The sequence below is a fragment of the Marinomonas sp. PE14-40 genome (assembly GCF_051623805.1).
Taxonomy (GTDB): Bacteria; Pseudomonadota; Gammaproteobacteria; order Pseudomonadales; family Marinomonadaceae; genus Marinomonas.
The window spans coordinates 2,954,450-2,978,293 of the sequence record NZ_CP130700.1 but is presented as its reverse complement, the minus strand read 5'-3'; the positions used below and the strand labels follow the sequence as shown (position 1 = coordinate 2,978,293).

At 41.8% G+C, this 23,844-nt stretch carries 16 protein-coding genes; 8 read left to right on the top strand and 8 right to left on the bottom strand.

From position 1 onward, the window contains the following. Positions 1-79 precede the first annotated feature (79 nt). Positions 80-835: a histidine utilization repressor gene (hutC, locus tag Q0A08_RS13860; protein ID WP_438462113.1), complete on the bottom strand. Its 756-nt coding sequence runs from the start codon at positions 833-835 to the stop codon at positions 80-82. A gap of 161 nt (positions 836-996) precedes the next feature. Here hutC and Q0A08_RS13855 point away from each other — a divergent pair, with 161 nt between their 5' ends. Together Q0A08_RS13855 and Q0A08_RS13850 are read left to right on the top strand one after the other, a co-directional pair. Further along, a complete protein-coding gene (locus tag Q0A08_RS13855) occupies positions 997-2,373 on the top strand; it encodes a formimidoylglutamate deiminase (protein ID WP_438462112.1) in 1,377 nt (458 codons plus the stop codon). 29 nt (positions 2,374-2,402) lie between these two features. Continuing rightward, positions 2,403-2,981 carry a HutD/Ves family protein gene (locus tag Q0A08_RS13850; RefSeq protein ID WP_438462111.1) on the top strand — a complete coding sequence of 193 codons (579 nt, stop codon included), beginning with the start codon at positions 2,403-2,405 and terminating at the stop codon, positions 2,979-2,981. Between the two features lie 75 nt (positions 2,982-3,056). Here Q0A08_RS13850 and Q0A08_RS13845 read toward each other — a convergent pair whose 3' ends face one another. From Q0A08_RS13845 to Q0A08_RS13835, 3 genes are all read right to left on the bottom strand, one after another. Beyond that, a complete protein-coding gene (locus tag Q0A08_RS13845; protein WP_438462110.1) occupies positions 3,057-6,275 on the bottom strand; it encodes an EAL domain-containing protein in 3,219 nt (1,072 codons plus the stop codon). A gap of 436 nt (positions 6,276-6,711) precedes the next feature. Continuing rightward, positions 6,712-8,667, bottom strand: coding sequence for a methyl-accepting chemotaxis protein (locus Q0A08_RS13840; protein WP_438462109.1), 1,956 nt, complete (start codon positions 8,665-8,667; stop codon positions 6,712-6,714). Positions 8,668-9,032: 365 nt separating this feature from the next. Continuing rightward, positions 9,033-11,546, bottom strand: coding sequence for a CoA transferase (locus Q0A08_RS13835; protein WP_438462108.1), 2,514 nt, complete (start codon positions 11,544-11,546; stop codon positions 9,033-9,035). Between the two features lie 559 nt (positions 11,547-12,105). Between Q0A08_RS13835 and Q0A08_RS13830 the strand changes: the two genes are divergently transcribed. The 4 genes from Q0A08_RS13830 (at position 12,106) to Q0A08_RS13815 (ending at position 17,732) form a co-directional block, all read left to right on the top strand. Then, entirely contained in the window at positions 12,106-13,689 is a 1,584-nt protein-coding gene (locus Q0A08_RS13830) for a BCCT family transporter (protein ID WP_438462107.1), read from the top strand. Positions 13,690-13,816: 127 nt separating this feature from the next. Next, a complete protein-coding gene (locus tag Q0A08_RS13825; protein WP_438462106.1) occupies positions 13,817-14,977 on the top strand; it encodes an iron-containing alcohol dehydrogenase in 1,161 nt (386 codons plus the stop codon). Between the two features lie 127 nt (positions 14,978-15,104). Beyond that, positions 15,105-16,601: a CoA-acylating methylmalonate-semialdehyde dehydrogenase gene (locus tag Q0A08_RS13820; protein ID WP_438462105.1), complete on the top strand. Its 1,497-nt coding sequence runs from the start codon at positions 15,105-15,107 to the stop codon at positions 16,599-16,601. 228 nt (positions 16,602-16,829) lie between these two features. Continuing rightward, positions 16,830-17,732, top strand: coding sequence for a LysR substrate-binding domain-containing protein (locus Q0A08_RS13815; RefSeq protein WP_438462104.1), 903 nt, complete (start codon positions 16,830-16,832; stop codon positions 17,730-17,732). A 128-nt stretch (positions 17,733-17,860) separates the two neighbouring features. Here the strand turns inward: Q0A08_RS13815 and pepQ are convergent, their stop codons facing one another. The 3 genes from pepQ to Q0A08_RS13800 all read right to left on the bottom strand — a co-directional run bounded on the left by pepQ (position 17,861) and on the right by Q0A08_RS13800 (position 21,765). Further along, positions 17,861-19,159, bottom strand: coding sequence for a Xaa-Pro dipeptidase (gene pepQ / locus Q0A08_RS13810; RefSeq protein WP_438462103.1), 1,299 nt, complete (start codon positions 19,157-19,159; stop codon positions 17,861-17,863). Positions 19,160-19,312: 153 nt separating this feature from the next. Further along, positions 19,313-20,302: an SRPBCC family protein gene (locus Q0A08_RS13805; protein ID WP_438462102.1), complete on the bottom strand. Its 990-nt coding sequence runs from the start codon at positions 20,300-20,302 to the stop codon at positions 19,313-19,315. A 581-nt stretch (positions 20,303-20,883) separates the two neighbouring features. Further along, positions 20,884-21,765: an EamA family transporter gene (locus Q0A08_RS13800; protein WP_438462101.1), complete on the bottom strand. Its 882-nt coding sequence runs from the start codon at positions 21,763-21,765 to the stop codon at positions 20,884-20,886. A 206-nt stretch (positions 21,766-21,971) separates the two neighbouring features. Here Q0A08_RS13800 and Q0A08_RS13795 point away from each other — a divergent pair, with 206 nt between their 5' ends. Then, positions 21,972-22,664: a cytochrome b/b6 domain-containing protein gene (locus Q0A08_RS13795; protein WP_438462100.1), complete on the top strand. Its 693-nt coding sequence runs from the start codon at positions 21,972-21,974 to the stop codon at positions 22,662-22,664. 103 nt (positions 22,665-22,767) lie between these two features. Here Q0A08_RS13795 and Q0A08_RS13790 read toward each other — a convergent pair whose 3' ends face one another. Beyond that, on the bottom strand, positions 22,768-23,175 hold the full coding sequence (locus tag Q0A08_RS13790) for a YebG family protein (protein WP_438462099.1): 408 nt from the start codon (positions 23,173-23,175) through the stop codon (positions 22,768-22,770). A gap of 179 nt (positions 23,176-23,354) precedes the next feature. Here Q0A08_RS13790 and Q0A08_RS13785 point away from each other — a divergent pair, with 179 nt between their 5' ends. Then, the gene (locus Q0A08_RS13785; protein ID WP_438462098.1) at positions 23,355-23,834 is read left to right on the top strand and encodes an FKBP-type peptidyl-prolyl cis-trans isomerase; all 480 of its coding nucleotides are present in this window, start codon (positions 23,355-23,357) and stop codon (positions 23,832-23,834) included. Positions 23,835-23,844: the final 10 nt, after the last annotated feature.

Sequence of the window (23,844 nt, the reverse complement as noted above, 5' to 3'; positions counted from 1 at the left end):
CTATACTCTTCTTTTTCGCTTTAATTTAAAGGTTTTAACTATCTGATTAGTAAGTGAAATTTAACTGTTGAAAGTAAGTTTAGCGGCCAAAATGCCCGAATAATTGAAAACGAGAACCAGGGGATAACAGTCTGGCAGTGGTGACAAGTTTGTCTTTTGACCAGGTGCGGCGCTTGATTTGCAAGCAAGGCTCACTGGCATTGATACCTAATAATTCACATTCGTAAGGGCTTGCAATAACAGCTTCAACTAGGTGCTCACCTTCTGTCATTGGCGCCACTTTCATCAAGTAGTCGTAGGCTGTATTCAGTTGAAAGTCTTGTTTATCATAGTCTGGCGCCAAACTGGCATTAACGACTCTTTCTTCTATCTGAATAGGGAGCTCATTTTCAAAGTGCAAAATAGTGGCGCGAAAAATACTGTGATTAGTACGCACCCCTAGGTTCATTGCCTCTTCCATATTGGCTTTAGCGCGTGTTATTTCAATGAGTTGCGCTTTATGGGTATGACCGCGGGCGGCGATTTCATCGGCAATGTTATGTACTTCGAACAGGGCCGAATGAGCCTTTTTCTGGGCTACAAAGGTACCGACACCTTGCTGTCTTACCAGTATGCCTTCGTCTGTTAATTCACGCAGAGCACGGTTAACTGTCATGCGGCTAACACTCAGTGCTTTTACCATTTCTGATTCAGAGGGAACCCTTTGGTCAGCCTGCCATTCTCCGCTATTAATTTTTTGGCAGATAGCCTGCTTAACTCTGGCATAAATAGGCGCGGGCGAATCTTCGATTGACTTAGATAAGCTGTCCATCATGCTGGTGGCGGTATCGACCATGTTTAAACCTTAGTAATTGCGTAAAAGCTGTGCGAATGAATATGTTAGCTTGAATTATACCCAGATATTTAAAAACTGGTATAGGATAAAATTATACTTGTATAGACAAGTTTGTTTCCGCTACACTGAAAACGACTCATAAATTAATGCCGGAGACCCTGATGACACGCCAAGTCTACTTTGCCGAACAGGCTTTATTTCCCCAAGGTTGGAAGACAAATGTCCGAATTGAAGTGGAACATGGCCTTATTCAGAGCCTGAGTAGCGATGCGAGCTCAGAAGGCGCGACACGCTTGTCTGGCCCTACTTTACCTAGCCTAGCCAACCTTCATTCACATGCTTTTCAACGTGCTATGGCTGGCATGGCGGAAGTGAGCTTGAATCCCAATGATAGTTTTTGGAGTTGGCGTGATCTTATGTATAAGATGGTACATAAGTTAACCCCGGATGATGTACGTATTATTGCGACTCAGCTTTATATAGATATGTTGAAGGCGGGTTACACCCAAGTGGCAGAGTTTAATTATCTTCACCATGACCCAAAAGGGCAGACCTATAGCCAATTAAATGAAATGGGGTTGCAGCTTGCTCAGGCAGCCGATCAAGCAGGGCTTGGTATAACGCTGTTCCCCGTACTATATAGCCATTCTGGTTTTGGTGGCCAAGCTCCGAATGAAGGCCAAGCCCGTTTTATTAATAGTACAGAGCAGTATTTGGCTTTGCACCAAGCAAGCCAAGCCTCTTTGGCAGGTCATAAGCTGCATAAGGTGGGTGTTTGCTTTCACTCTCTTCGAGCCGTGACTCAAGGGCAAATTCAAGATGTCATGGGGGCATTAGATAAGACACCTAATAAGGTAATGCCTATTCATATCCATATTGCTGAGCAGCAAAAAGAAGTGCGAGACAGTGTTGCTTTTAGTGGTCAGCGACCTGTGCAGTGGCTTGCTAATGAGATAGGTTTGGATGAGCGTTGGTGTTTAGTACATGCCACTCATCTTGATCAAAATGAAGTCACAGCCATTGCAAAGTCGGGTGCTGTGGCAGGTTTATGCCCAACAACAGAAGCGAATCTAGGTGATGGTATTTTCCCTGGGGTGGATTTTATTGCTGAAGGTGGACGTTGGGGCATAGGTTCAGATAGTCATGTTAGCCTCTCTTTAGTGGAAGAGTTGAGAACATTGGAATATAGCCAGCGCTTTAGGGACGAGCAACGTAATCGCCTTTATACAGAAGGCGAGCATCATGTGGGTGATTATCTATTTCAGGCGGCTAGACAAGGTGGCAACCAAGCTTGTCAGGTGAGTTTAGGGCTAGAAGTGGGTAATAGAGCGGACTTTATAGTGTTGGATAATCGCCATCCTTTTATCGCAGCAAGTAAGAATGAAGATTTACTTAACCGTTGGTTATTCGCTACCAATGAGAACCTGATTAGCCATGTGTATGTGGCAGGTAATCAGGTTATCAACGACTTTAAACATCAGACTGAAGCTCAATTTAATCTTGAATTTACCGCCTTGTTAAAACGACTTTTTAACTAAATGAATAGGAGTTAAATAGGAACTCGCTTATGTCACAAGAAACATTGATTACTCAGGCGCAATTTCGTCGTATGCCTTGGAAAAATGGGAAGGGTGAAACCTTAGAGCTGCTTAAGCTTGAGGATGAGAAAGGCGTTAAATTTCGTATCAGTCAGGCGGCAGTCTCTGAGTCAGGTGTATTTTCGGACTTCTCAGGGTTAGAGCGTCATCTAGTCTTGATAGCGGGTAAAGGAATGCGTTTAGAGCATCAATCAGAGCAAGGGCATGTGACCCATGATGACTTATTGCATGAGTTGGATATAGCGACTTTTTATGGTGGTGATATGACTACCTCAGAGCTGCTCAATGGGCCTATTGAAGACTTAAACATCATGGTGCGACGAGCTGATACCAAAGCGTTAGTGCAAGCACTTTATGCACCCTGTGATGCTTTGAGTAAACCTGGTCAGCAAGCCTACTTTTATGCGAATCAAGTATCGAATATCTCAGTCGATCAAGGGGCTAAAGACCTTATTATGCCTAAGGATAGCTTTTTGATTATGGATAAAGAAAGTCGCTATCACTTGCGTAAAGGAACGGGTGTATTGATTGAAATTAGTGAGCATTAATGCTCATTGAGATTGAGGGAAATACCACTAGAAAGCCTTGTTAAGTGCTTTCTAGTTAGAGAGAAAATTTCAGTATTAGTAAGAATAATCTAGGTTTTCAGAAACTGCTTGAATGGCTTTTTCTTGCAACCAGCTTGGGTGGTTAATAAAGGCGGCTAATGCTTCTTCGGTAAGTGGCTTACTAAATAAGTAGCCTTGGCACAGGTCACAGCCCATATTTTTAAGTACTTGCGCTTGTTCTGCCGTTTCTACCCCTTCGGCCACAGATCTTACATTGAGTACTTTGGACATTTGTAGAATCAGGCGAGCAATTTCCACATCATTGTTATTCTCTGGCATATCTTGCACAAAGGATTTATCAATTTTTAAGGTACTGACAGGTAAGGTTTTCAGGGATGAAAGCGACGATTGGCCAGTACCGAAGTCATCGATAGAAATAGACACACCGAACTCTTTTAATTGAGTCAGTTGCTTCAGCCCATCTTTTGATAGGTTCATAATGGCGCTCTCAGTTACCTCAATTTCTATCCATTGGGGTTTGCACTGAGTTTGCTGCAAGATGTCTTTAACTGTTTCGAACATGTTTTGTCTAGCAATCTGAATGCGTGACACATTGACCGCAATTCTTTGAATCTGACAACTTCTTTGTTGCCATTGCACCATGGTGCGACAGGCCGTTTCTAATACCCAGTTACCTATGTTAAGAATGCCACCTGTTTCTTCGGCAATAGGAATAAACTTGTCTGGTGGTACCTGACCCAGTTTAGGGGTATGCCAACGAAGCAAGGCTTCTACTTTTACAAACTTCTGTTGTTTAAAGTCATAAATTGGCTGGTAAGCCAAGGTCATTTCTTTATATTCAAGGGCTTTAGCTAGGTGGCTCTCAATTGTTAGCCTTTCTTGTGCTTGTATCGTCAGGGCACTGGCATAAAACTTATGCATGGCTCGGCCCGCTTCCTTGGCACTGTAAAGGGCGGTATCTGCATGTTGGAATAACAGCTCTGAACTGGTGCCATCTTGAGGGTAAAGACTGACGCCAATACTGGCACAGGTCATAATCTCTTTGCCATCTAGGTAAACCATCTCTTGGATCTTTTGATTGAGAAGGTCCAAACGTGTCGCAAGTGCTTCTAAACCATCACTTGGGTCTAGGATGAGGATAAATTCATCGCCACCAATTCGGGCAACTACTTCATTTTCATTAAGCTGGTTATACATGCGTCTGGCAATGACCCTAAGTAGTTTGTCGCCAAACATATGGCCTAAGGTGTCGTTGATATTCTTGAATCTATCTAGATCTAAAAAGGCGACAGCAAGCTGCTTATCGTTCTTTCTCGCTTGGCTGATCATGCCGGAAAGTTTTTGGGTTAAGAAAGTTCTATTCGGTAGGCCAGTTAAAGAGTCGTGGTGAGCCAAATGTTGTAGCTTATTCTGCGAACGTTTCAGTTTGCTGATATCAGAGAAAGAGGCAACAAAATGACTGATCTGACCCATTTCATCCAATACACTGGTTGCTATCACCCAGCCAGGTTGAGGCTGTTGGGTTAAGGTGATGTATTCCATTTCTCCCTGCCACTTGCCGACACTTTTCAGATCGATACTCATGTTGCGATAGGCTTTATAGGAGGAGTTGGCGAGTACTTTGCGAAAGCTGCTACCAATGAGCTGCTCTGCACTAAAGCCCGTCATGCTAATTAGAGCAGGGTTGACCGTTAAAATACGACCACGTTTGCTGACAATTACCATGCCTTCTGAAGACTGTTTAAAGAAGGTGGCTAGTAGCCTGTTTTCTTCTTGCTGCTTATAGGATTGGGAGATATCACGAGCAATACTGATAATGCCTGATAAAACCCCTTTATTATTATAAAAAGGGGTTTTGATAATATCTAAAATCGCACTGTCACCTTGCTCTAAAGCAATGTACTCGGTACAGCGCACTTCTTTACCTGTCTGTACTACCTTGCTGTCCATTGGGTGGAACAAGGAGATGATTTTGTTTTCAAACAGGTCGTGATCTGTATGACCTATAAGTTTGCTTTTTGATAGTTGGACGAAGTTTTCAAAAGCGGAGTTTGAAACCTGATAGCAGTAGTCTTTATCTTTATAAACAATATGATCCGGAATGGTATTAATAATACCGGCTAGTAGGGCTTTTTCTTGTAGTAAGTCGGCTTCAGCTTGGGTCCGTCGACGCACCTGTAAGGTAAGGTAGGTAACAGCAACAATGAGACAAATCACAATAATGCTGATGAGTAAAATAATGACCCAAAGATTATTAAGTAAAGACTTGGTTGGGTTAATAAAACTGGTGTCGGCAGGTAATTGAGACAAATCAATTTGATGCTTCTCTAGCTGATTTAAATCAAACTCGTTGCTATTCGGGCTAGTATAAATAATAGGAAGCAAGGATAAACTGTTGCCTTTTAAAATGGCTTTAGCATAGTCGGCAGCGGCTTGGGCATGTTTGGCTGGGTTTATCATATGACCGCCTAAAATTCCTTTACCTAGTCCATGTGACCAAAAGGTGATTATGGGAGAATCACTGTTATCAATAATGCTATTTAGCCCCTGGAAATAGCTTTTTCTTTCGCCATTTTTATCAACAAATACTGAGACTAAAACTATGGGTTCATTTTTAGGTAATAAGGCGAGGCTTTGCTCGAACTGTTTCCAGTTTAAATCTTCAAGAGAGATTAGGTTTAAATGCTTATTAAGGTTAAGAGAGCTAGCAGCCCTGATTAGCTGTTTAGTATTGGCTCGGCTACTGGTTGAAGCATCATTAATAAGGTGGATTGTGTTGCTATCGGGGAAGAGGCCCTGAGCATAAAGTAGATTTTCTTTAAAAGAGGGGGCTTCGTAAAAACCAGTGAAATATTTCTGGCCTTTGGCCCAATTCAGTTTATTAACATCATTTACTCCCATAAAAACAACGGGAATATTTTGATACATATTCGTGTGATTCTTCCTGACAAAATCCAGTGCATTGTCATCGACACTAATGATTAGGTCTATTTTCTCATTAGAGAGTGCTTGTTTTTTAGACAAGAAGTCCTGCATCAAATTTTGATAATCATTCGACCAATTATTTTTACTATTTAAATAAACATAACTGAGATTGTGTTGGCTTAATGATTGGCTAAAAGCTTTGGTAATACTGGGGTATGAAGGGAAGTCTGTAGAGTAAGATAAAACAATGAGAATGTTTTTAGCTTGAGTATTGGCATTAGTTGGAAAGCTGAGGAGTAATATTAGGCAAACCGTAAAATATTTAAAATATCTACTTATTAGATGCAAAATGAAACTCTCTTAATTAGTGTGTGCTAAGTACTAGGAGGAGTGAATTATTTACCTACCTAAACATAAGTTGAAATGCTTTGAATTAGTGGCCTTGAGCCTTCGTATAACCATCAACAATACTGTATTTTGTGTATTTAGGCAAAATACATATACATTCATTTACTGTAAATTAACTTAAAGTTACATAGTGTGTGACTTATGTCGGATTTCTCTAAAAAGTGATGAAAGTTAGTGAGAAACTGTTCACGTTACGTTACAAATGTGTGAAGCCTTATGAGGGCTAGAATTGAGCGCTATTTAGTAGATTTAAAGAGGGGCTTAAACGAATTGATTATTAGATTTACTGAGCTTTATTCAACTTTATTTAAAAAAAAGCCCACTAGAAAAGGTTTCTAATGGGCTCAAGTTTGATATTAACTGTTTTAGTTAACTTTTAGTGATTTGATTTAAATTCACTGACAAGTTTTTCTAAATCAGTTGCCAACCCAGTTAGTTGTTCTGCTGTTTCTTCAACATTTTCAGATAGGCCTTTGGCATTGGTTGCACCGTCGTGGATATCAATGATATTACGGTTAATTTCTTCACCCACTAGGTGTTGCTCTTCTGCAGATGCTGCAATCTGAGTTGTCATATCGCGTATGGTCACAACAGACTCCATGATGGCTTCAAATACAGTGTTAGTTTTTTGAGTCGACTCAACAGTTTGTGATGCATGATTAATGCTGGCAGAAAGTTTGCCTGCTACATTTTCTGTCTGGCCTCGAAGACGACTTAATAAGCGATCAATCTCTTCGGTTGATTCTGCTGTACGACCCGCTAAGGTTCTTACTTCATCGGCTACTACCGCAAAACCACGACCTTGTTCTCCGGCACGTGCTGCCTCAATGGCTGCGTTAAGTGCTAGTAGATTGGTTTGTTCGGCAATACCACGAATGGTATCTAATATAGTGGTGATGTTTTGCGACTCTTCCGAAAGCACCGTCATAGCCGAATTAGATTCATTCAAAGCCGTTTCTAAGTGGCCAACTGAATCAACGGTTTTTTGAATAAGTTGATTACCTTCTTGCACATGCTTTTGGCTGGTATCGGCTGCCGATGCCGCTTGAGTACAGTTGGTTGCGACTTCGTTTGCTGTTGCTACCATCTCGTTAAAGGCGGTAGAAACCATGTCTGTCGCACTCACTTGGTGAGTTACCACGTCATGTAATTGGGTTGAAAGGTCTCGTGACTGTTGAGCAATATCCTTAACCCCTTGGCTTGAGTTCTTGATCTTGCCTACCAAGATACTGATCGACTCAACAAAGCGGTTGAAGGCATTCGCCATATGGCCTGATTCATCCTGGGACTCAATATCAAGACGGCGGGTAAGATCCCCTTCACCAGAAGCAATGTCTTCTAAACCACTGGTAATGATGGCCATAGGTTTAGCAACAACGGCAACAATGGCATAACCAATTAAGGTAAAGATAATCGCCATCACAATGGCAATCATAACAATATACTGAGTTAAGCTATTGGCACTTGCATACACTTCGCTTGCTGGTACTAAACCAATAAACTTCCAACCTAAAGCTGGTGATTCATATTTATTAGCAAACCAAGTCTCACCTTCAAACTCAACACGAGAAAGGCCATAAGCATTGTCAGCAAGGGCTTTATGAGAGGTGCTAACTTCTGTCAGTTCTTTAAAGTTGTTTTCTGGATTAGAAGGGTCAGCAAGTACTTTGCCTGTATCTTCAATCAGCATCACATAGCCTTCTTGGCCAAATTTAACTGATTTAACCATATCGGTTAGTTTGCCAAGCGTTACGTCTACACCTATGGCACCAAACGCGCCATTCTTACCTTCAAATCTAACTAGATAGTCTTGTAGTGGTGTGTTTGTTTGAAGATCTGCATAGGCAGGTACACGAACGGGAGTGGTGGAATTAACAGAAACTTGATACCAAGGGCGTACTCTTGGGTCATAGTCTTCACCGCTAGTGCCAATTGGCCATTGAATATAACCACCATGGCCCATGCCTAGATAAACATAAGCAAGGTCAGGGTGAGCCTCACCAAACTCTTTCATCATTTGATAAGCCGCTTGCTCAACGTCAGAGTTTTGATCTGGGGTCATCATGCCAGAAGGTTTACCCATATAGGTCGCCACACTGGTATCAAGATTACGTATGGTTTCGCTTTGAGCTAGGTAGCTGGCGTCTTCCGCTAGGCCATTAAGATAGAGGCTAAATGCTTTATCTATATGAGCGATTTCTGCTTGGCTATTGTTTTGAAAGCTTTCGAGTGCATTATCTCTAACATTATTAATTACAAGCGCAGAAATAATGGTAACAGGTAATAAAACACTGGCAATGAGGGCAATTAAAAATCGCGTTTTAATAGTCATTGAATCTCCAGGGACTGATAAAAATGTAATTGTTTTTTAATAAATAATTTCAAAGTGACTATATTAGTTAACCATTCCAAAACAAATCTTAATTAGGTAACTAATTGTTTTTTAGTTGCACGTTTTAGTAACTAAAAAACAGGTCTTTAGCTTTGTTATTGATTGATTTCATTAGCTTAGTGCAGGATTCAGTTTCTTGCCTAAAAAGCGCACCAAAATGTAACAATATTCTCCCTGATATGTAGAATAATAGTCTAATACGGCTTATGTTATTCTTCAGCTTGTAAGCTAATGTATTTTTTAGAATACAAAAAAAAGGCTAGGTCTAATTAAAGAACCTAACCTTTTATACTCACCAAATTAGTTTAGCTTGGTAAAAACTCTTTACCCCAGCCTAATCCCGCAATTTTTCGCTCCAATAACGATTCAACTTGATCTGTGTTATAGCCTAAATCCGCTAGCACTTCTCTGGTTGAATGCCCAAAGGCTTCTGTCGGTGTTGCAGCCATGATTTTTGACTCAGTTGGACGAATTGAGTATTGATCAATTTGTGTAATACAGTGGCCACTTGGATGATCTGGGTAGATAGAGAAAGCAAAACTTCCCTTATCAGTACCTACTTTGTTGTCTGCTACACGGCTGTTATCTTCTCTCAGATTCTCGATCGCCATAGGTTCAGCAGCGGCAATGTCAGCTTTCACAAAGACGTCTACCCAGTATGAGGTGGGTGCTTTTAATAGACTTTGTTTGATGAAGTCAGCTTTATCTTGGCTTTGGATAATGCCTTCTAAACCTTCAATTTGATTTAGCTGTTCGATTTCACCTTGGTTTGAATCAAGGAAAATCCAACCATCACTGGTTTGATAGAAGTGGGATAGGGCGTTGTTACCTAATACTTCACGACCTGATGGCTCATTAAATTCATCACGACCTTCATAATCAAAGGCGAACGGGATTTGTGCTAGGTTAGTCACAGCGGAAAGTGAGGTTCTAGAACGACTCACTTTACCCGTCTTTTGTTTATGATAAAGGGACACCGCCATGCCTAAGGCTGCAGCAAAACCACAGTTAACATCTAGTGTGCCTAGGTGAGCATGTTCCTCTGGTGTTTCTGGGCGACCGAAACGGCTCATAATGCCACTGTTCGCCTGAATAATGTCATCATAACCAATGTAGTTCTTTTTGCTGCCATTACGTGGTGCGCCAAAGCAATCCAAACGACAGAAAAGTACTTCAGGATTGATTGATAATAGTGTTTCTCCATCTAATCCAAGCGGTATCATTTGACGTTCTGGGGCGTTAATTACCACCATATCAACATTTTTTACTAGTTGCTCAAAGATGTTTCTACCTTCATCTGTGGTGATATCAACTAAGGCACTTTGTTTACCAACTCCTGTTTGGAAGGTGAAAAGTGTCCCGATCAATGGGTCGTACAAAGGTGTAACAGGGTCAAGTTTAGTGATAGTTGCACCAAAGCGCGCTAAGAATGCGGTTGAATGAGGGCCTGCAATTACGTTAGTTAGATCAAGAATGCGAAGATCTTTAAGCCAGCCTTCACCTGTTGCTGCTTGAATGTCTTGGCCTTGAGGGCGTGTTGATACATGTTCTTGTGCACACTTAGTGAGCTCCGCTAATGCATCAGCATATGGGACGTCTTTTCTAGGTCTTGGGGTTAGCATGGCTTCGGCTTCATTTTCTAACCAAGCGATAGGACCAGGTTGTTTCATGGTGCCAAACTCTGGGTCATTTACTTCAACAATAAGGCCAGATTCATTTGAGTATTCGCTATTCACCCACTCTTTTGTGGTGCGATGTGGCGCACCAGGAATTTGACCTTCGCCAAAGATGACACCCCATTCATCAGACGTTTTTTGCAAAAAGGCTTTTTTCATTTTCTCTGAAATGATGTCTGCCCATTTTTTAGGAAGTGGGTAAACACCAATAGAGGTTTCACCTTCCCATTCTGCGGTTGGCATATGCAGGTCTTTTACGTCTGGCAGGCCTTCTGCCATCAGTTCTTCATAAATACCTAGCGCTTGAAGTGCTCGTTTAGCGTGATTGCGGTGAGATGGGCAAACACAATAGAACATACGGCCATCAGCACACACATAAGTACGATAGAAAGGGTCTAAATATTCTTGTAGATCTTCATAGCTAAGATCCATTTCGATATTGTTTTCTTTACGGTGTTCGATCTCTAACTCACGCATTGTTTTATAGCGTTCTGGTAGCTGATCAATGACATAAGAGTTGTAAGATAAGCCTTCCATAAGTGCAGCAGCAACGGGTACTTCGATTTGATCTCCACGGCCAGTTTTCTCACGTTCAAAAAGAGCGAGTACGACAGAACTTGCTGCTAAGGACGTTGCGTAAGAAGAGCCTAATGGTAGCGGCGAGAAGCTTGGGTTAACCCCCATAAGGACACGGTTGAACCCCATGTCTGTGTAGGCGCCTGAGGTCGCTGCGATCACGGCTTCAGTGGCTTTCCAGTCACGACGTAGCTCGTCATTGCTCGCAAAACCAGGGATAGAAAGGGTAATTAGGTCTGGTCTTTGCTCTCGTAATGCGGCGAAATCTACTCCCAATTTTTTCATCACATCAGGACGGAAACTTTCAATCACAACATCCACGTTAGCAATCAATTCTAGAGCTTGTTCAAGGCCTTCTTCAGTTTTGAGATCGAGGCGTAGGCAAGACTTATTACGATTTAAAATGGCGTTAGCTGGGTGTTGCCAGCTAGGTCCTTGTGGTGGATCGATACGAACAACAGTCGCACCTAAATCCGCTAATACCATGGCGACAGCAGGCCCAGCAATTTGTTGTCCGAAGTCAGCAACTCGAACACCCGCCAAAGGCAATTGATTATTTTTGTTCATATCAACTTTTCCTAATTAACCTAGTTTCAGCACAGCCAAATTTATGTGTAGGGGCTGAAATCATTTGTTTTTGTTATACCGGTGATGCCGGTCGTATTTAGGTTTTACGATGCCAATTACAGCGATGGGCGTGCCCAGAGCATCGTTGAAAGGCATGTTAGGAGTGAATTAATTAGCGAACCAGCAAAAAAAAAATGACCTGAGATATCATTTTTTTTATGGCTTGATGAATTTTTCTACTAATAGAAGGCGTAAGTGATTGATTAAAAAATGAGTCATAAATTTTTTAGGGTCTTAGCATGTTTTTTTATTGCTTCTCAGTTTCGTGAGGATTCATAACAATGACTTTCGAATCAATTTACAGCATGACTTCATCGTCTAAATAACCTGTTTGGCCTTAGGTGGAGTTGTCTTAAAAGATCACAATAAGAACAAGAAGTGAGAATTGAATTATGAATAATAAAAGTAAAACCAATCTCATCCTGTCCCAGTCATATCGGGAGTTGATGGATACTAGGTTAACGCAGGGACTCGCTCGCAAAAATGGGGGTCAAACCCTATGAATACCAAATCATATGTACTGCCTAAAGCCGGATTGTTTGCGGGTGCTCACCCAATAATAGCCGTTGGCTCAGCCATCCTTGTCATGGTATTTGTACTTGTCACCGTGATAGACCCTGAATATGCCAGCTCAATTTACACAGCAGCAAAAGGATTTATCGCTTCTGAGCTTGCTTGGTATTATATCGGCCTGATCAGCTTCTTCTTATTCTTTGCTGTATGGCTGACTTTTAGCCGCTACGGGGATATTCGCTTAGGTAAGGATACGGACAGACCAGAATTTACTAACTTTGCTTGGTTCTCCATGTTATTTGGCGCGGGTATCGGCATTGGTATTCTATTTTGGAGTATTGCTGAACCTATCTACCACTTCCAAAGCAACCCACTGATTAATGAAGCACAGCAACAAACCGTTGAAGCGGCACAAGTGGCAATGCGTATCTCTATATTCCATTGGGGATTACATGGTTGGGGTTTATTTGCAGTTATCGGTTTGATCTTAGCTTACTTCTCTTATCGTAAAGGTTTACCGCTTTCCATTCGTTCAAGTTTATACCCTATCTTTGGTGATCGTATTTATGGACCTATTGGTCACGCGGCTGATCTTCTTGCTGTATTTGGTACTGTGTTTGGTATCGCTACGTCTTTAGGTTTAGGTGCGCAGCAGATGAATGCGGGACTGTCTTATTTGGTGGGTATCGATATCTCGACAACGAATCAAATCATCTTGATTGCCGTACTTTCTGTTATTGCTACCGCCTCTGTATTAACGGGCCTAAATAAAGGGATTCGTATTCTAAGTGAATTGAATATGCACCTTACCATCTTGGTACTAGTGTTATTCATCATCTTTGGCCCGACCGCTTACGTGCTGGGTGCTTTCTTTACTAATGTGGGTGATTACCTTTTCCACGCGGTTGAACTAGGTTTATGGGTAGATCCTGATCCAGAAGGTCAATGGCAAGGTTGGTGGACTATCTTCTATTGGGGATGGTGGATTGCTTGGGCGCCTTTCTGTGGTGTCTTCATCGCACGTATCTCTAAAGGCCGTACTATTCGTGAATTCGTACTCGGTGTTCTGGTTGCACCAACTGCACTGGCTGCATTTTGGATCACCATCTTTGGTAATACCGCTATGTTCATCGAGTTGTTTGGCGCAGGTGGTATCACAGAAGCGGTAAACGCAGATACGACTATGGCGTTGTTTACGACGATTGAAGCTATGGGAGCAGGCAGTTTTGTCACCCTAGCGATCTCAGCAATTTGTACCTTGATGCTAATTACTTACTTTGTGACCTCAGCTGACTCTGCCACCTTGGTTATTTGTACTTTGATTTCTATGGGTGATGAACAACCACCGGCTAAATATCGTGTTTTCTGGGGCTTTGCTATCGGTGCAGTTGCAGCCGTTCTACTTTATGCAGGAGGTCTAAAAGCCTTACAAACTGCTTCTATCGTCGCGGCTTTGCCTTTCTCCTTTATTGTGATCTTGGCAACCTATGGCCTGATTAAGTCATTGAGAGCAGAAGCATTACCGGCGAAAGAGCTGAAATATGCGCCTCGTGCTGAAGGTGCTGAATAACTCTGTTTAGCGATACTTAGTGACTTTTAGGTAGCCTGATTTTGATAAAGCGTCAGGTTACCTAACCCTTTAAAAATAAGTTAATCACATTAGTTTTCTATAAGATTTAAATTGTTAAGGAGACGATATGTCTACTCAAATTATTCTTCCGCGCATGTTACAAGTTGGTGAAAATGCTAGTCATGCTACGCCAAATATTTTGGCGAGTTTAGGCTGTCGTCATCCTTTAATCATCACAGATAAGATGATGGTGCAATTAGGCTATGCTGAAAAAATTCAAGCAGTGCTTGCTGAGCAAGATATGCAAGCTGACATCTTCGATGACACTGTACCTGAGCCAACCGTTGCTTCTATTCAAGCTGGGGTAAAGCGCATTCAAGAAGGCGACTACGACAGTATTATTGCGCTAGGTGGCGGTAGTCCAATTGATAGTGCCAAAGCCATGAGCATCTTGGGTAAGTTTGGTGGTGAAATGCGTGACTATAAGTTTCCGCGTGTTGTGACTGAGTCTGGATTACCTATCATAGCGATCCCAACCACAGCCGGTACGGGTTCTGAGGTGACGAAAGTTACCATCATCACAGATGAGAAAACAGACGAAAAAATGCTCTGCATGGGCATAGGTTTTATGCCAATTGCAGCCTTGGTTGATTACACATTAACTTTGTCTCTACCTGCTCGTATCACAGCGGATACAGGCATTGATGCACTGACTCACGCGATGGAAGCTTATGTGAGTAAAAAAGCCAGCTTGTACAGTGATTCGCAAGCACTTGAAGCGATGCGTTTAATCGCACCTAATTTACGTCGCGTTTATCATGACGGTAGTGATCAAAAAGCCCGTGAAGAAATAATGTTAGGTTCAACACTTGCTGGCATTGCTTTCTCTAATGCGTCGGTTGCCCTTGTTCATGGTATGAGCCGTCCTATTGGCGCTGCTTTTCATGTTCCTCATGGTTTATCTAATGCCATGTTACTACCGACTGTGACTGAATATTCTATTCCCGCTGCTGGCGAGCGTTATGCAGATTGTGCCCGTGCTATGGGTGTTGCGACTGAGCAAGATGATGATGTAACCGCAAACAAAAAGCTGCTAGCGGAACTAAGAGCGTTAAATGATGAGCTTAAAGTACCAACACCAGAGCAGTTTGGTATTGATAGAGAAGAGTTTATGGGTCTATTGGAGACTATGGCAGAACAAGCACTTGCTTCTGGCTCACCGAACAATAATCCAAGAGTACCAAGTGCGGATGAAGTGGTTGAGCTTTATAAGCAACTTTGGTGGTAAGCGCTTCTATACATTTTAAAAGTTAATGCTATTGGCCCTATGCCATGCCCTCGGCATAGGGCGTTTTTTATTCTAACAAGGTGTGAAAACAAAAATCACACCGACATTTTGGTTTGAGGAAAAAGCAATGAACACAGTTGGACAATTGATTAATGGTAACCTTTTTGTAGAAGGTACTCGCCAGCAAGCCGTATATAACCCATCTACTGGTGAAGTGAGCAAGCAAGTTGACCTTGCTTCTAAAGCAACAGTAGAAGAAGCAATTGCTACAGCAGAGGCTGCTTTTCCCGCTTGGCGTAATACGCCACCGATTAAACGTGCTCGCATCATGTTTAAATTCAAGGCATTACTAGAAGAGCATGCTGAGACTATCTGTAAAATGATTGGTGAAGAGCATGGCAAAATCAGTCATGACGCAGCGGGTGAATTACAACGTGGTATTGAAAATGTTGAATACGCTTGTGGCGCACCAGAATTATTAAAAGGTGAGCACAGCAAAAACGTTGGGCCTAACATTGATTCTTGGAGTGAATTTCAGCCGCTTGGTGTTGTTGCAGGTATCACCCCATTCAATTTCCCTGCCATGGTGCCATTATGGATGTTCCCTATGGCGCTTGTTTGCGGTAACTGCTTCATCCTTAAGCCTTCAGAACGTGATCCAAGTTCGACTCTATTCATTGCTCAACTGCTACAAGAAGCAGGCTTGCCAGATGGTGTTATGAATGTGATAAATGGTGATAAAGAGGCGGTTGATACTTTATTGCATGATGATCGTATTAAAGCGGTAAGTTTTGTTGGTTCTACCCCCATTGCTGAATACATTTATACGATTGCCAATGCTAATGGTAAGCGTTGCCAGGCCTTAGGCGGCGCTAAAAACCACGCTATCATTATGCCTGATGCAGACATGGATAATGCGGTTAACCAACTGGTTGGTGCTGCGTTTGGTTCTTCTGGCGAGCGTTGTATGGCGCTTTCTGTTGCGGTTGCCGTTGGTGATGCTGCTGCAGATGCCTTGGTTGAGAAGATGCAAGCAGCGATGAAAGGCCTAAAAGTGGGTGCTTTCTCTGATGCTAACAATGACTTTGGTCCTGTGATCACTCAAGCACATAAAGAGAAGGTTGTAGGTTATATCAATAGTGCGCAAGAGCAAGGCGCCAAGCTAGTGGTTGACGGTCGTGACCCTCAAGTATCTGGTTATGAAAATGGCTTCTTTGTGGGTGGTACTTTAATCGACAATGTGACACCTGAAATGCAAAGTTACCAAGAAGAGATTTTTGGACCTGTATTACAAGTTGTGCGTGTGGATAGCATGCAAGCGGCGATGGACTTAATTGATGCACATGAATACGGCAACGGTACTTGTATCTTTACCCGTGACGGTGAAGCGGCACGTTACTTCTCAGATAACATTCAAGTAGGCATGGTAGGTATTAACGTACCACTACCTGTACCTGTTGCTTACCATAGCTTTGGTGGTTGGAAGCGTTCTTTGTTTGGTGATTTACACGCTTATGGTCCAGATGCTGTCCGTTTTTACACTAAGCGTAAAACAGTGACACAGCGTTGGCCTTCAGCAGGTATTCGAGAAGGTGTTGAGTTCTCTATGCCAACAATGAAATAGGCTTTTAGCTAAGTATTGAAGCTAATTTTGATAATTAGCTTCCAAAGCCATGACTCTTAAAACAAGGGTTGTGGCTTTTGTTTTTATGACAAAATAATATCGACAATAAAAATTAAAATATACTAGTATCAATATGATAGGGAGATTTTGACAGACGGACTTGAGACATAAAAGGATGTTTGTCGGATTTTACAATGTGTTACTGGTAACTATGTTGAGTTTAAAAACATGAAAAAGAGATTACCGCCACTTAACTGGCTACGTTCATTCGAAGCATCCGCACGACATCTAAATTTTACTCAGGCTGCCCATGAGTTAAACCTGACCCAAGCTGCCATTAGTCAGCAAGTGAAAGGGCTAGAATCTCAGCTTGGTACCAGTTTATTTAAACGCTTGCCTAGAGGGCTAGCTTTGACTGACGCTGGTCTTGCTTATATGCCAGCGGTACATGAAGCCATTGGCCGTTTAGCTGCCGCAACGGACGAGCTGTTTGGTAAAGGACAGAGTCGACAGCTTAGTGTGCGAGTGAATCTCGTCTTTTTTACAACCTGGTTAGCACCAAGGTTGTCTCGTTTTTATGAACAATACCCAGATATCAAAATTCGATTTACCAGTAATATTTGGCTTGATGAAAAGAATAAAGATACCGATCTAGATATACGTTATGGTCACGGTGTATGGCCTGGACTCAAGTCCGATCGATTGACTTGGGACGAACTATTTCCTGTATGTAGCCCTGAGTTATTAGAAGCAAGTGAAGAACCTATTTCAATCGACCTGTTAGCAGAGAATACCCTGTTGCATGTAATAGGCTATGAAGAAGGTTGGGGCTATTGGCTAAATCAAACCGGTGCTTATTATAGTGACCCTAGTGACGGCATTCAGTTTGATACCTTAATTTCTGCCTTAGAAATGGCGGTATTAGGCCAAGGTATTGCGCTAGGTAGAACCTCTCTCGTAGCGGACATGATTGCCAGTGGCAAATTGGTTGCCCCTTTTGAAGAGCGTATCGAAACGTCAGAAGCTTTCTTTCTGACATCTTCTACTCATCAGTATCTACATCCAAGTGCAGAAATTTTTAGTCAATGGATTTTGCAAGAGTCTCAAGCACAGTTTTATCCTGAACAGTAGAGACAAAGAAGCATAAAAAAACACCTCATGTGTTGCATAGGCACGTGAGGTGTTTTTTGTTGAGTCGCTGATTTTTTGTTAACAGCGTTTTTCAGGAGACGCTGTTAACAAAGCAACGCAAATGGCGATTAGCTAAGTGATGCAAATGCTTCACGACTCAGGTTGCGAGTCGTGGTTTTACCTATCACTAGGTTATCTTCTATGCGAATCCCACCAAAAGGTTTGAGGCTTTCAATTAGCTCAAGATCACAGCCATGTTCTTCGACTTCTGCGACCATTTTATCCAGCAGCATAGGAATGAAGTAGAGACCTGGCTCTATAGTAATCACCATATTTTCTTCGAGTACGCGTGTAAGGCGTAAGAAAGGCGCATGTTTGCTTGGTGATTGAATTTTGCCTGACTCATCAACTTGATGACCGCCTAAATCATGTACTTGTAAACCAAGTAAATGACCTAAACCATGGGGGAAGAAAACTTGCGGAATACGCTTTTCTAACTGTTCTTCCACACTTAGGTTACATAGTTTATGTTCACGTAAAATCTTGGCAACACCCGTGACACATTCTTGGTGTAGATCATTAAAGTCTACCCCAGCAATGGCGTGTTCACACAAGCTTAGTTGTAAGCTTTCCATGCTATCTAACATAGCTTTGAAAAGACCTGTGTCTTGGGTGAAAGTACGAGTGATATCACTGGCATAACCTGATTGGTTTGCGCCTGCATCAATCAATAAGGTGTTACTATTTTCAACGCTTTGATGAGATTTCACATCATAGTGCAGTATGGCTGCATTTTGATTTAGGGCGATAATCCCCGGATAAGGTTCGTTAACTGAGCCTTGCTGACTAGCATTTAAATAGTCGTGATAAATAGCCAGTTCACTTTTACCTTGGGTGAAAGCATTTTCAGCAGCCTTATGGCCTGCTGCTGCAGTTAAATTAGCCTGATAAATGGCCTCTATCTCATAGTCTGTTTTATAGGCTTTTTGATAGTTGATCGCTGCTTCAAGCTCGTTTTGTTGCTTGAAGTCTACCTTTATATGGTCTGGCTTAGGGCCAATCCAAGCGTGTTTTTTACCAAGATGCGCTAGAATGTCGTAATCCACTCTTGCTTCTATGGTTTGCCATAAATCGGACCAGTCACCCTCAGGTAAACTGTTATCAGAATGCCAAAAATCATCCCTTTTTGGCCAAAATAATAACGGCTTATCTTGTTTGTTTATAAGGATGTAAACATCACTACATAAACTAAAGGGTAACCATTGTTGTGCCCCTGAAAAGGCGTGGAAGGTATGACTATAGTCATCCTGGAAATAGTAGGTTTTGTGACCGCTACTGATAATAATGGAGTCAAGGTCGAAGGTTTGCATGACTTTACGATAACGAGTGACAAGTATCTCAAGGTGTTGAGAATAAAGCTTAGGCATGGAATTTCCCTACATAACTGATGTTAACAATAGTTTTGCTATTGCATTGAACAGACTCATTCGTCAATGAGCTGCCAATGTACCTTGTTTGCGGTCACAAACGAAGGGTTGGGAAAAAATTCTTTTGGTCCTTATCTATTCGCGACCTTATTTTTATTTTATCGGTAAGTAAAGCTCAGTAATAAAATGGCTTGGGTCATTATTATTATGTGGACCTGTTTGAAACACTTCAAAATGAGGTCGGCTTTTATCCCATTTATAGTGGTGAATGCGACTGTGTTTGATTGCAACATGCCAAGCATAAGAAAGCTGCTCATAAGAGCCTGTAAAGCGTAGCGAAAAGAAATCCCCATAGTTTCTTACTAATTCAGGGTGACACTCACAAATATCTAAGTTTTGAATAGGAATGCCAATCTTGCCACAAAAGAAATTGTGTTCTGGTTCTGCTTGATCATATTGAGCAAAAATAGCCCCATTAGGGCAGTTGTTAGGGCCGAGCTGAGAGTGAAGTTCGCTATAACCAATTTCCATTTGCTCAAAAATTTCTGGCGTTGAGCCGGAAAAAGGGCGAGTTACCGCTTCAATTGGAGGCAATGGTTGAATCCCTAAAAACTCAAATTTAGGCTCATTCATGTGGCTAAGTTGCCCTGCTAAACGGGCAAGGGCGATATCATAATCCTTGTTAAATTGTGTCTGCCTTTTACCTAAGAAGAAACTAAATAAATAGGGGAGTCTGGTGGTCATGGACCAATGTAATTGAGTGCCTGTTGCCGTTTCTTCTAATTGAAACTCGATACTGGTTAGAGTTGAAATGTAACGTTTTTGTTTGAGTTCAAATATGAGTGAATAAGGACTAACTTGAGAGACTAAGGTGAGGGTGCCATTACCAATATAAGGGCCATGCCATATGAGGCTCGAACCTACCTCTCCCAGCTTTCCTTGATATTTTAAGCTTGGATCTTGGTCGTGGTGTAACCAAGGACTCCATTGATGCCAACTTTTGACACTGCGAATACGATCGTACACTTTATTAATAGGGGCTTTAATAAGAATGGTGCGCTCTACTTGATAATGGCCTTTCACCGTAACCATGTAGATTAAAGTAAGCGCTAGAACAATACCTATTATCCAAATTAGTAACATGCCTGTTTCCTCTAATTGCTAAGGTAATACTTAACTTTCTTTGGTGTACAACTGTTATCTATAAACTTGTCTAAAGTTTAGTATATGACGCCTTATTCTAATGTTGTTTGATAGGGGCAAATTTGTGTCGAAGCGTTACCAGCTAAGGGGTTAACCTAAGTGTAAAACTGGTTTTGTGTGTTTTGAAGTACAGTTCACCTTTCCAAGTTACGCTATTCTGTGAAAAAAGGCGAACTTGATGGCAAGTGGGGAGGCGAGTAATACGCTTTCCCACGTCTGCATTCTGATAAGAAATGTATTTTTAAAGGAGGCTCTCTAGGGAGCCTACGATTAAGTCACCTCATCTCAGTCTTTTAGAAAAAGTGTCAAGCAAGGCGTTACTTTGACGTAATGTAGGTACCTTTCGAGAAGGGACAACGCAGGATGTTACTTTTTCTAAAAGACCCGAAGGGCATGGTATAAAAGCCCTATCTTTACGTTAAGGGCCTTATCAATAGAGTAACTATTAAGTTGCGACCCTCGCCATAAATCTAGGTACTTGTATCCACATGCTGAGGCGGGTGGACTTATTCGTAGGCTCCCTAGCCTAAGAGTGCGACTATGATGACGCTTAAAATAATTAGGCTGCCACCTACCCACTCTTGTTTTGATAAGGCTTCTTTAAAGCGGTATTTAGAATAATAAAGTGTGCCTATTACTTCTATTTGTCCCAAGGTTTTTACGAGGGCGGGATTAATTAAAGAAAATGCGGTAAACCAGCCAATAGAGCCCAGTGCGCTTAAGCACCCTACTTTATTACTGAGTAGAAAAGCTTTCTTAAAAGGCACTAAGATACTTTTAGTTTGATAGATTTGAATCCCCCAAAGCAATATAGACTGAAGAGCAAGCACATAGGCTAGGGTGAAAGCCGCTCGGGTAAATACGGGACCTTCTAATTGGCTACTGGCATAACCTGCACTGACCGAAGTAAGCGCAAAACAAAAACCAGACGCTAATCCTAATAAGCTGGCTTTATCCATAAGCTGCATTTTTTTGTGGGTATGTTTAAAACTTAAAACCCCTATTCCAAGAACCCCTATGGCGATGGCTAACCAAGCGCTCCAAGATAGTTTATCGCCCAAAAATGCTGCTGCGAGTAATGCGGCTAATAAAGCTTCTGTTTTGGCAAACAAGGTGCCACTGGTAAAGCTGGCCTGTTTGAATAGATAGAGCATTAAATAAGTGGCTAATACTTGGGCGATGGCTCCTAACCCTGCAATGATATAAAAGGCGAGATCAGCCTTGGCGGTTAAAGAACCAAAAACGAAATAGCACAAGCCTCCATAAACCAACACAAAAGGAAGTCCGAACAAAGATCGGGCTAAAGTCGCATGTAAGGTGCCTTCTTGTTTCGATAAGGAATTTTGATAGGCAGTTCGCATAGATTGAAACCAAGCAGCTAGCAGTGTGAAAGCGATCCACATAAAGGTGTTTTCCTTAATAGAATTGATTTGAAGCTTGAACTTAAATTGCAGGGCGTGCTCAAATACGCAGCGCCAATGCCTGCTAACTTAATGAGACAGGAAAGAAAAGTAAAAGGAATAAATAGAATAGTTCAGATTCCTTTGAGGAATGAGAAAGGAATAACAAAAAACTGAATTAGTTAATCAAGGTGAGACGATCATAAATTATGAAAGACGTTAAAGTTTGGGACCTTTATATTAGGGTGAATCACTGGCTCATGGTCTTACTGTTTTCCGGTTTGGTGCTGACAGGCAAAGCGGAAGAAGATTATATGCAATGGCATTTTTACATGGGGTATTTGCTTTCAGCGGCTTTAGTTACACGCCTTCTTTATGGTTTTTGGGGCGCAAAGCTGGCTCGATTTTCTGCGTTTATGTCGACGCCAAAGCATGTTTATCAATACGCTAGGTTGCTATTACAAGGTAAGGCGCCACACTATTTAGGCCATAACCCGCTAGGTGGCATTATGGTGCTGGTGCTACTTTTACTATTATTACTTCAACTCGCTTCAGGCTTGGTTAACTCAGATGACGTGTTTTGGTACGGACCCATGTATGAATGGGTAAGTGAAGACCTACAAGAGTGGTTAGCAGATTGGCATGCGGAGTTAGTGGATGTATTACTGGCTTTAGTTGCCTGTCATTTACTTGCAGTAATAGTGCATGAGCTAGCGTTAAAAGAACGTTTAGTGAAGGCCATGTTTAATGGTAAAAAGCCGATGTTATCTGAACCTTACGCTGACCAAGACAATTTTGAAAATGACACTAAAGAGGTTAAAAAAACCGTCAGGAAGCGCCTAGTTATCATGCTAAGCCTCAGCCTTATTTATTTATACTGGCTGTGGCAGCTGCCGATTTAGTTGTATTAAGACAAAGTCAGCCAATTAGGATTTGATTAATTGGCTGATATTTTTGATTGAGACTCTTTGTCTAGATGAGGTTCTTTTTTGTGTAAGCATGGGTTTAAGCGGCATCGATTAGATCTTCAATGCTGTCATCTTGATCCATATCTAGGACAAGTTCATCCACTTGATCGTCGTCTTTTTCAATCACAAGATCTTCTAAGTCTTGATGACTGGCGCTGGTATCAAGAGGGGTCTGATTTTCATTTGCGTGATTCGTTTTAGGGCTGGCTTTAACTTTACGCTTACTGCCAAGCGCCTGCAGTAACAGCTCTTTGTTTTGAGCAAGGTACATGGAAAGTGCATCAAGCTGGCTATCTTCCTCTATTAGGCGGCTGTCTGATAGAAGTTGAGAGATATCATCTGCTGTATCCAACAGTTTATCGTAAGCGTCCGCTTCGGCTTTGGATGCAAAAGTCATTTTTTCTATTCCATCACGTTCAACAACATATTTAATAATTACAGGCATGAGTCACCTCAGATAAATAATACTGTATAAATATACAGTATTATTTTTTGTTTTGTCTAGCTGAAATTGAAAATAAAACCTGTTGCTTCTGGTATTCGAATAAAAGAGAGTCTCTAATCATAGCTTCCCTAGGCAAAAGGAACGATAATAGTGCAACAGAACATAATTGAGGAAAAACAATGTCTATCAAGGATAATACAGTAGTTCAATTTCACTACACACTACGTGAAGGCGATGCGCTAATTGAAACATCTGCAGGTAATGACCCTCTGGCTTACTTGCATGGACAAAGCAACATCATTCCTGGCTTACAAGTCGCTATGGAAGGAAAGTCTGCTGGTGATGAGTTTGAAGTAACTGTTGCTGCTGCGGATGCTTATGGCGAACGTAAAGAAGACCATCAGCAACAAGTGCCAATCAAACACTTACAAGGTGCTAAGCGTTGGAAAGCAGGTATGACTGCGATTGTTCAAACAGATAAAGGTCAACGCCAAGTAACAGTGGTTAAAGCTGGCCTTAAGCACGCAACAGTTGATTTAAACCACCCATTAGCAGGTAAGGATCTAACTTTTTCTGTTGAAGTGGTTGATGTTCGCGATGCGACAGAAGACGAGATTGCCCATGGTCATGCACACGGTGTAGGCGGACATCATCACTAAGTTGATGGAT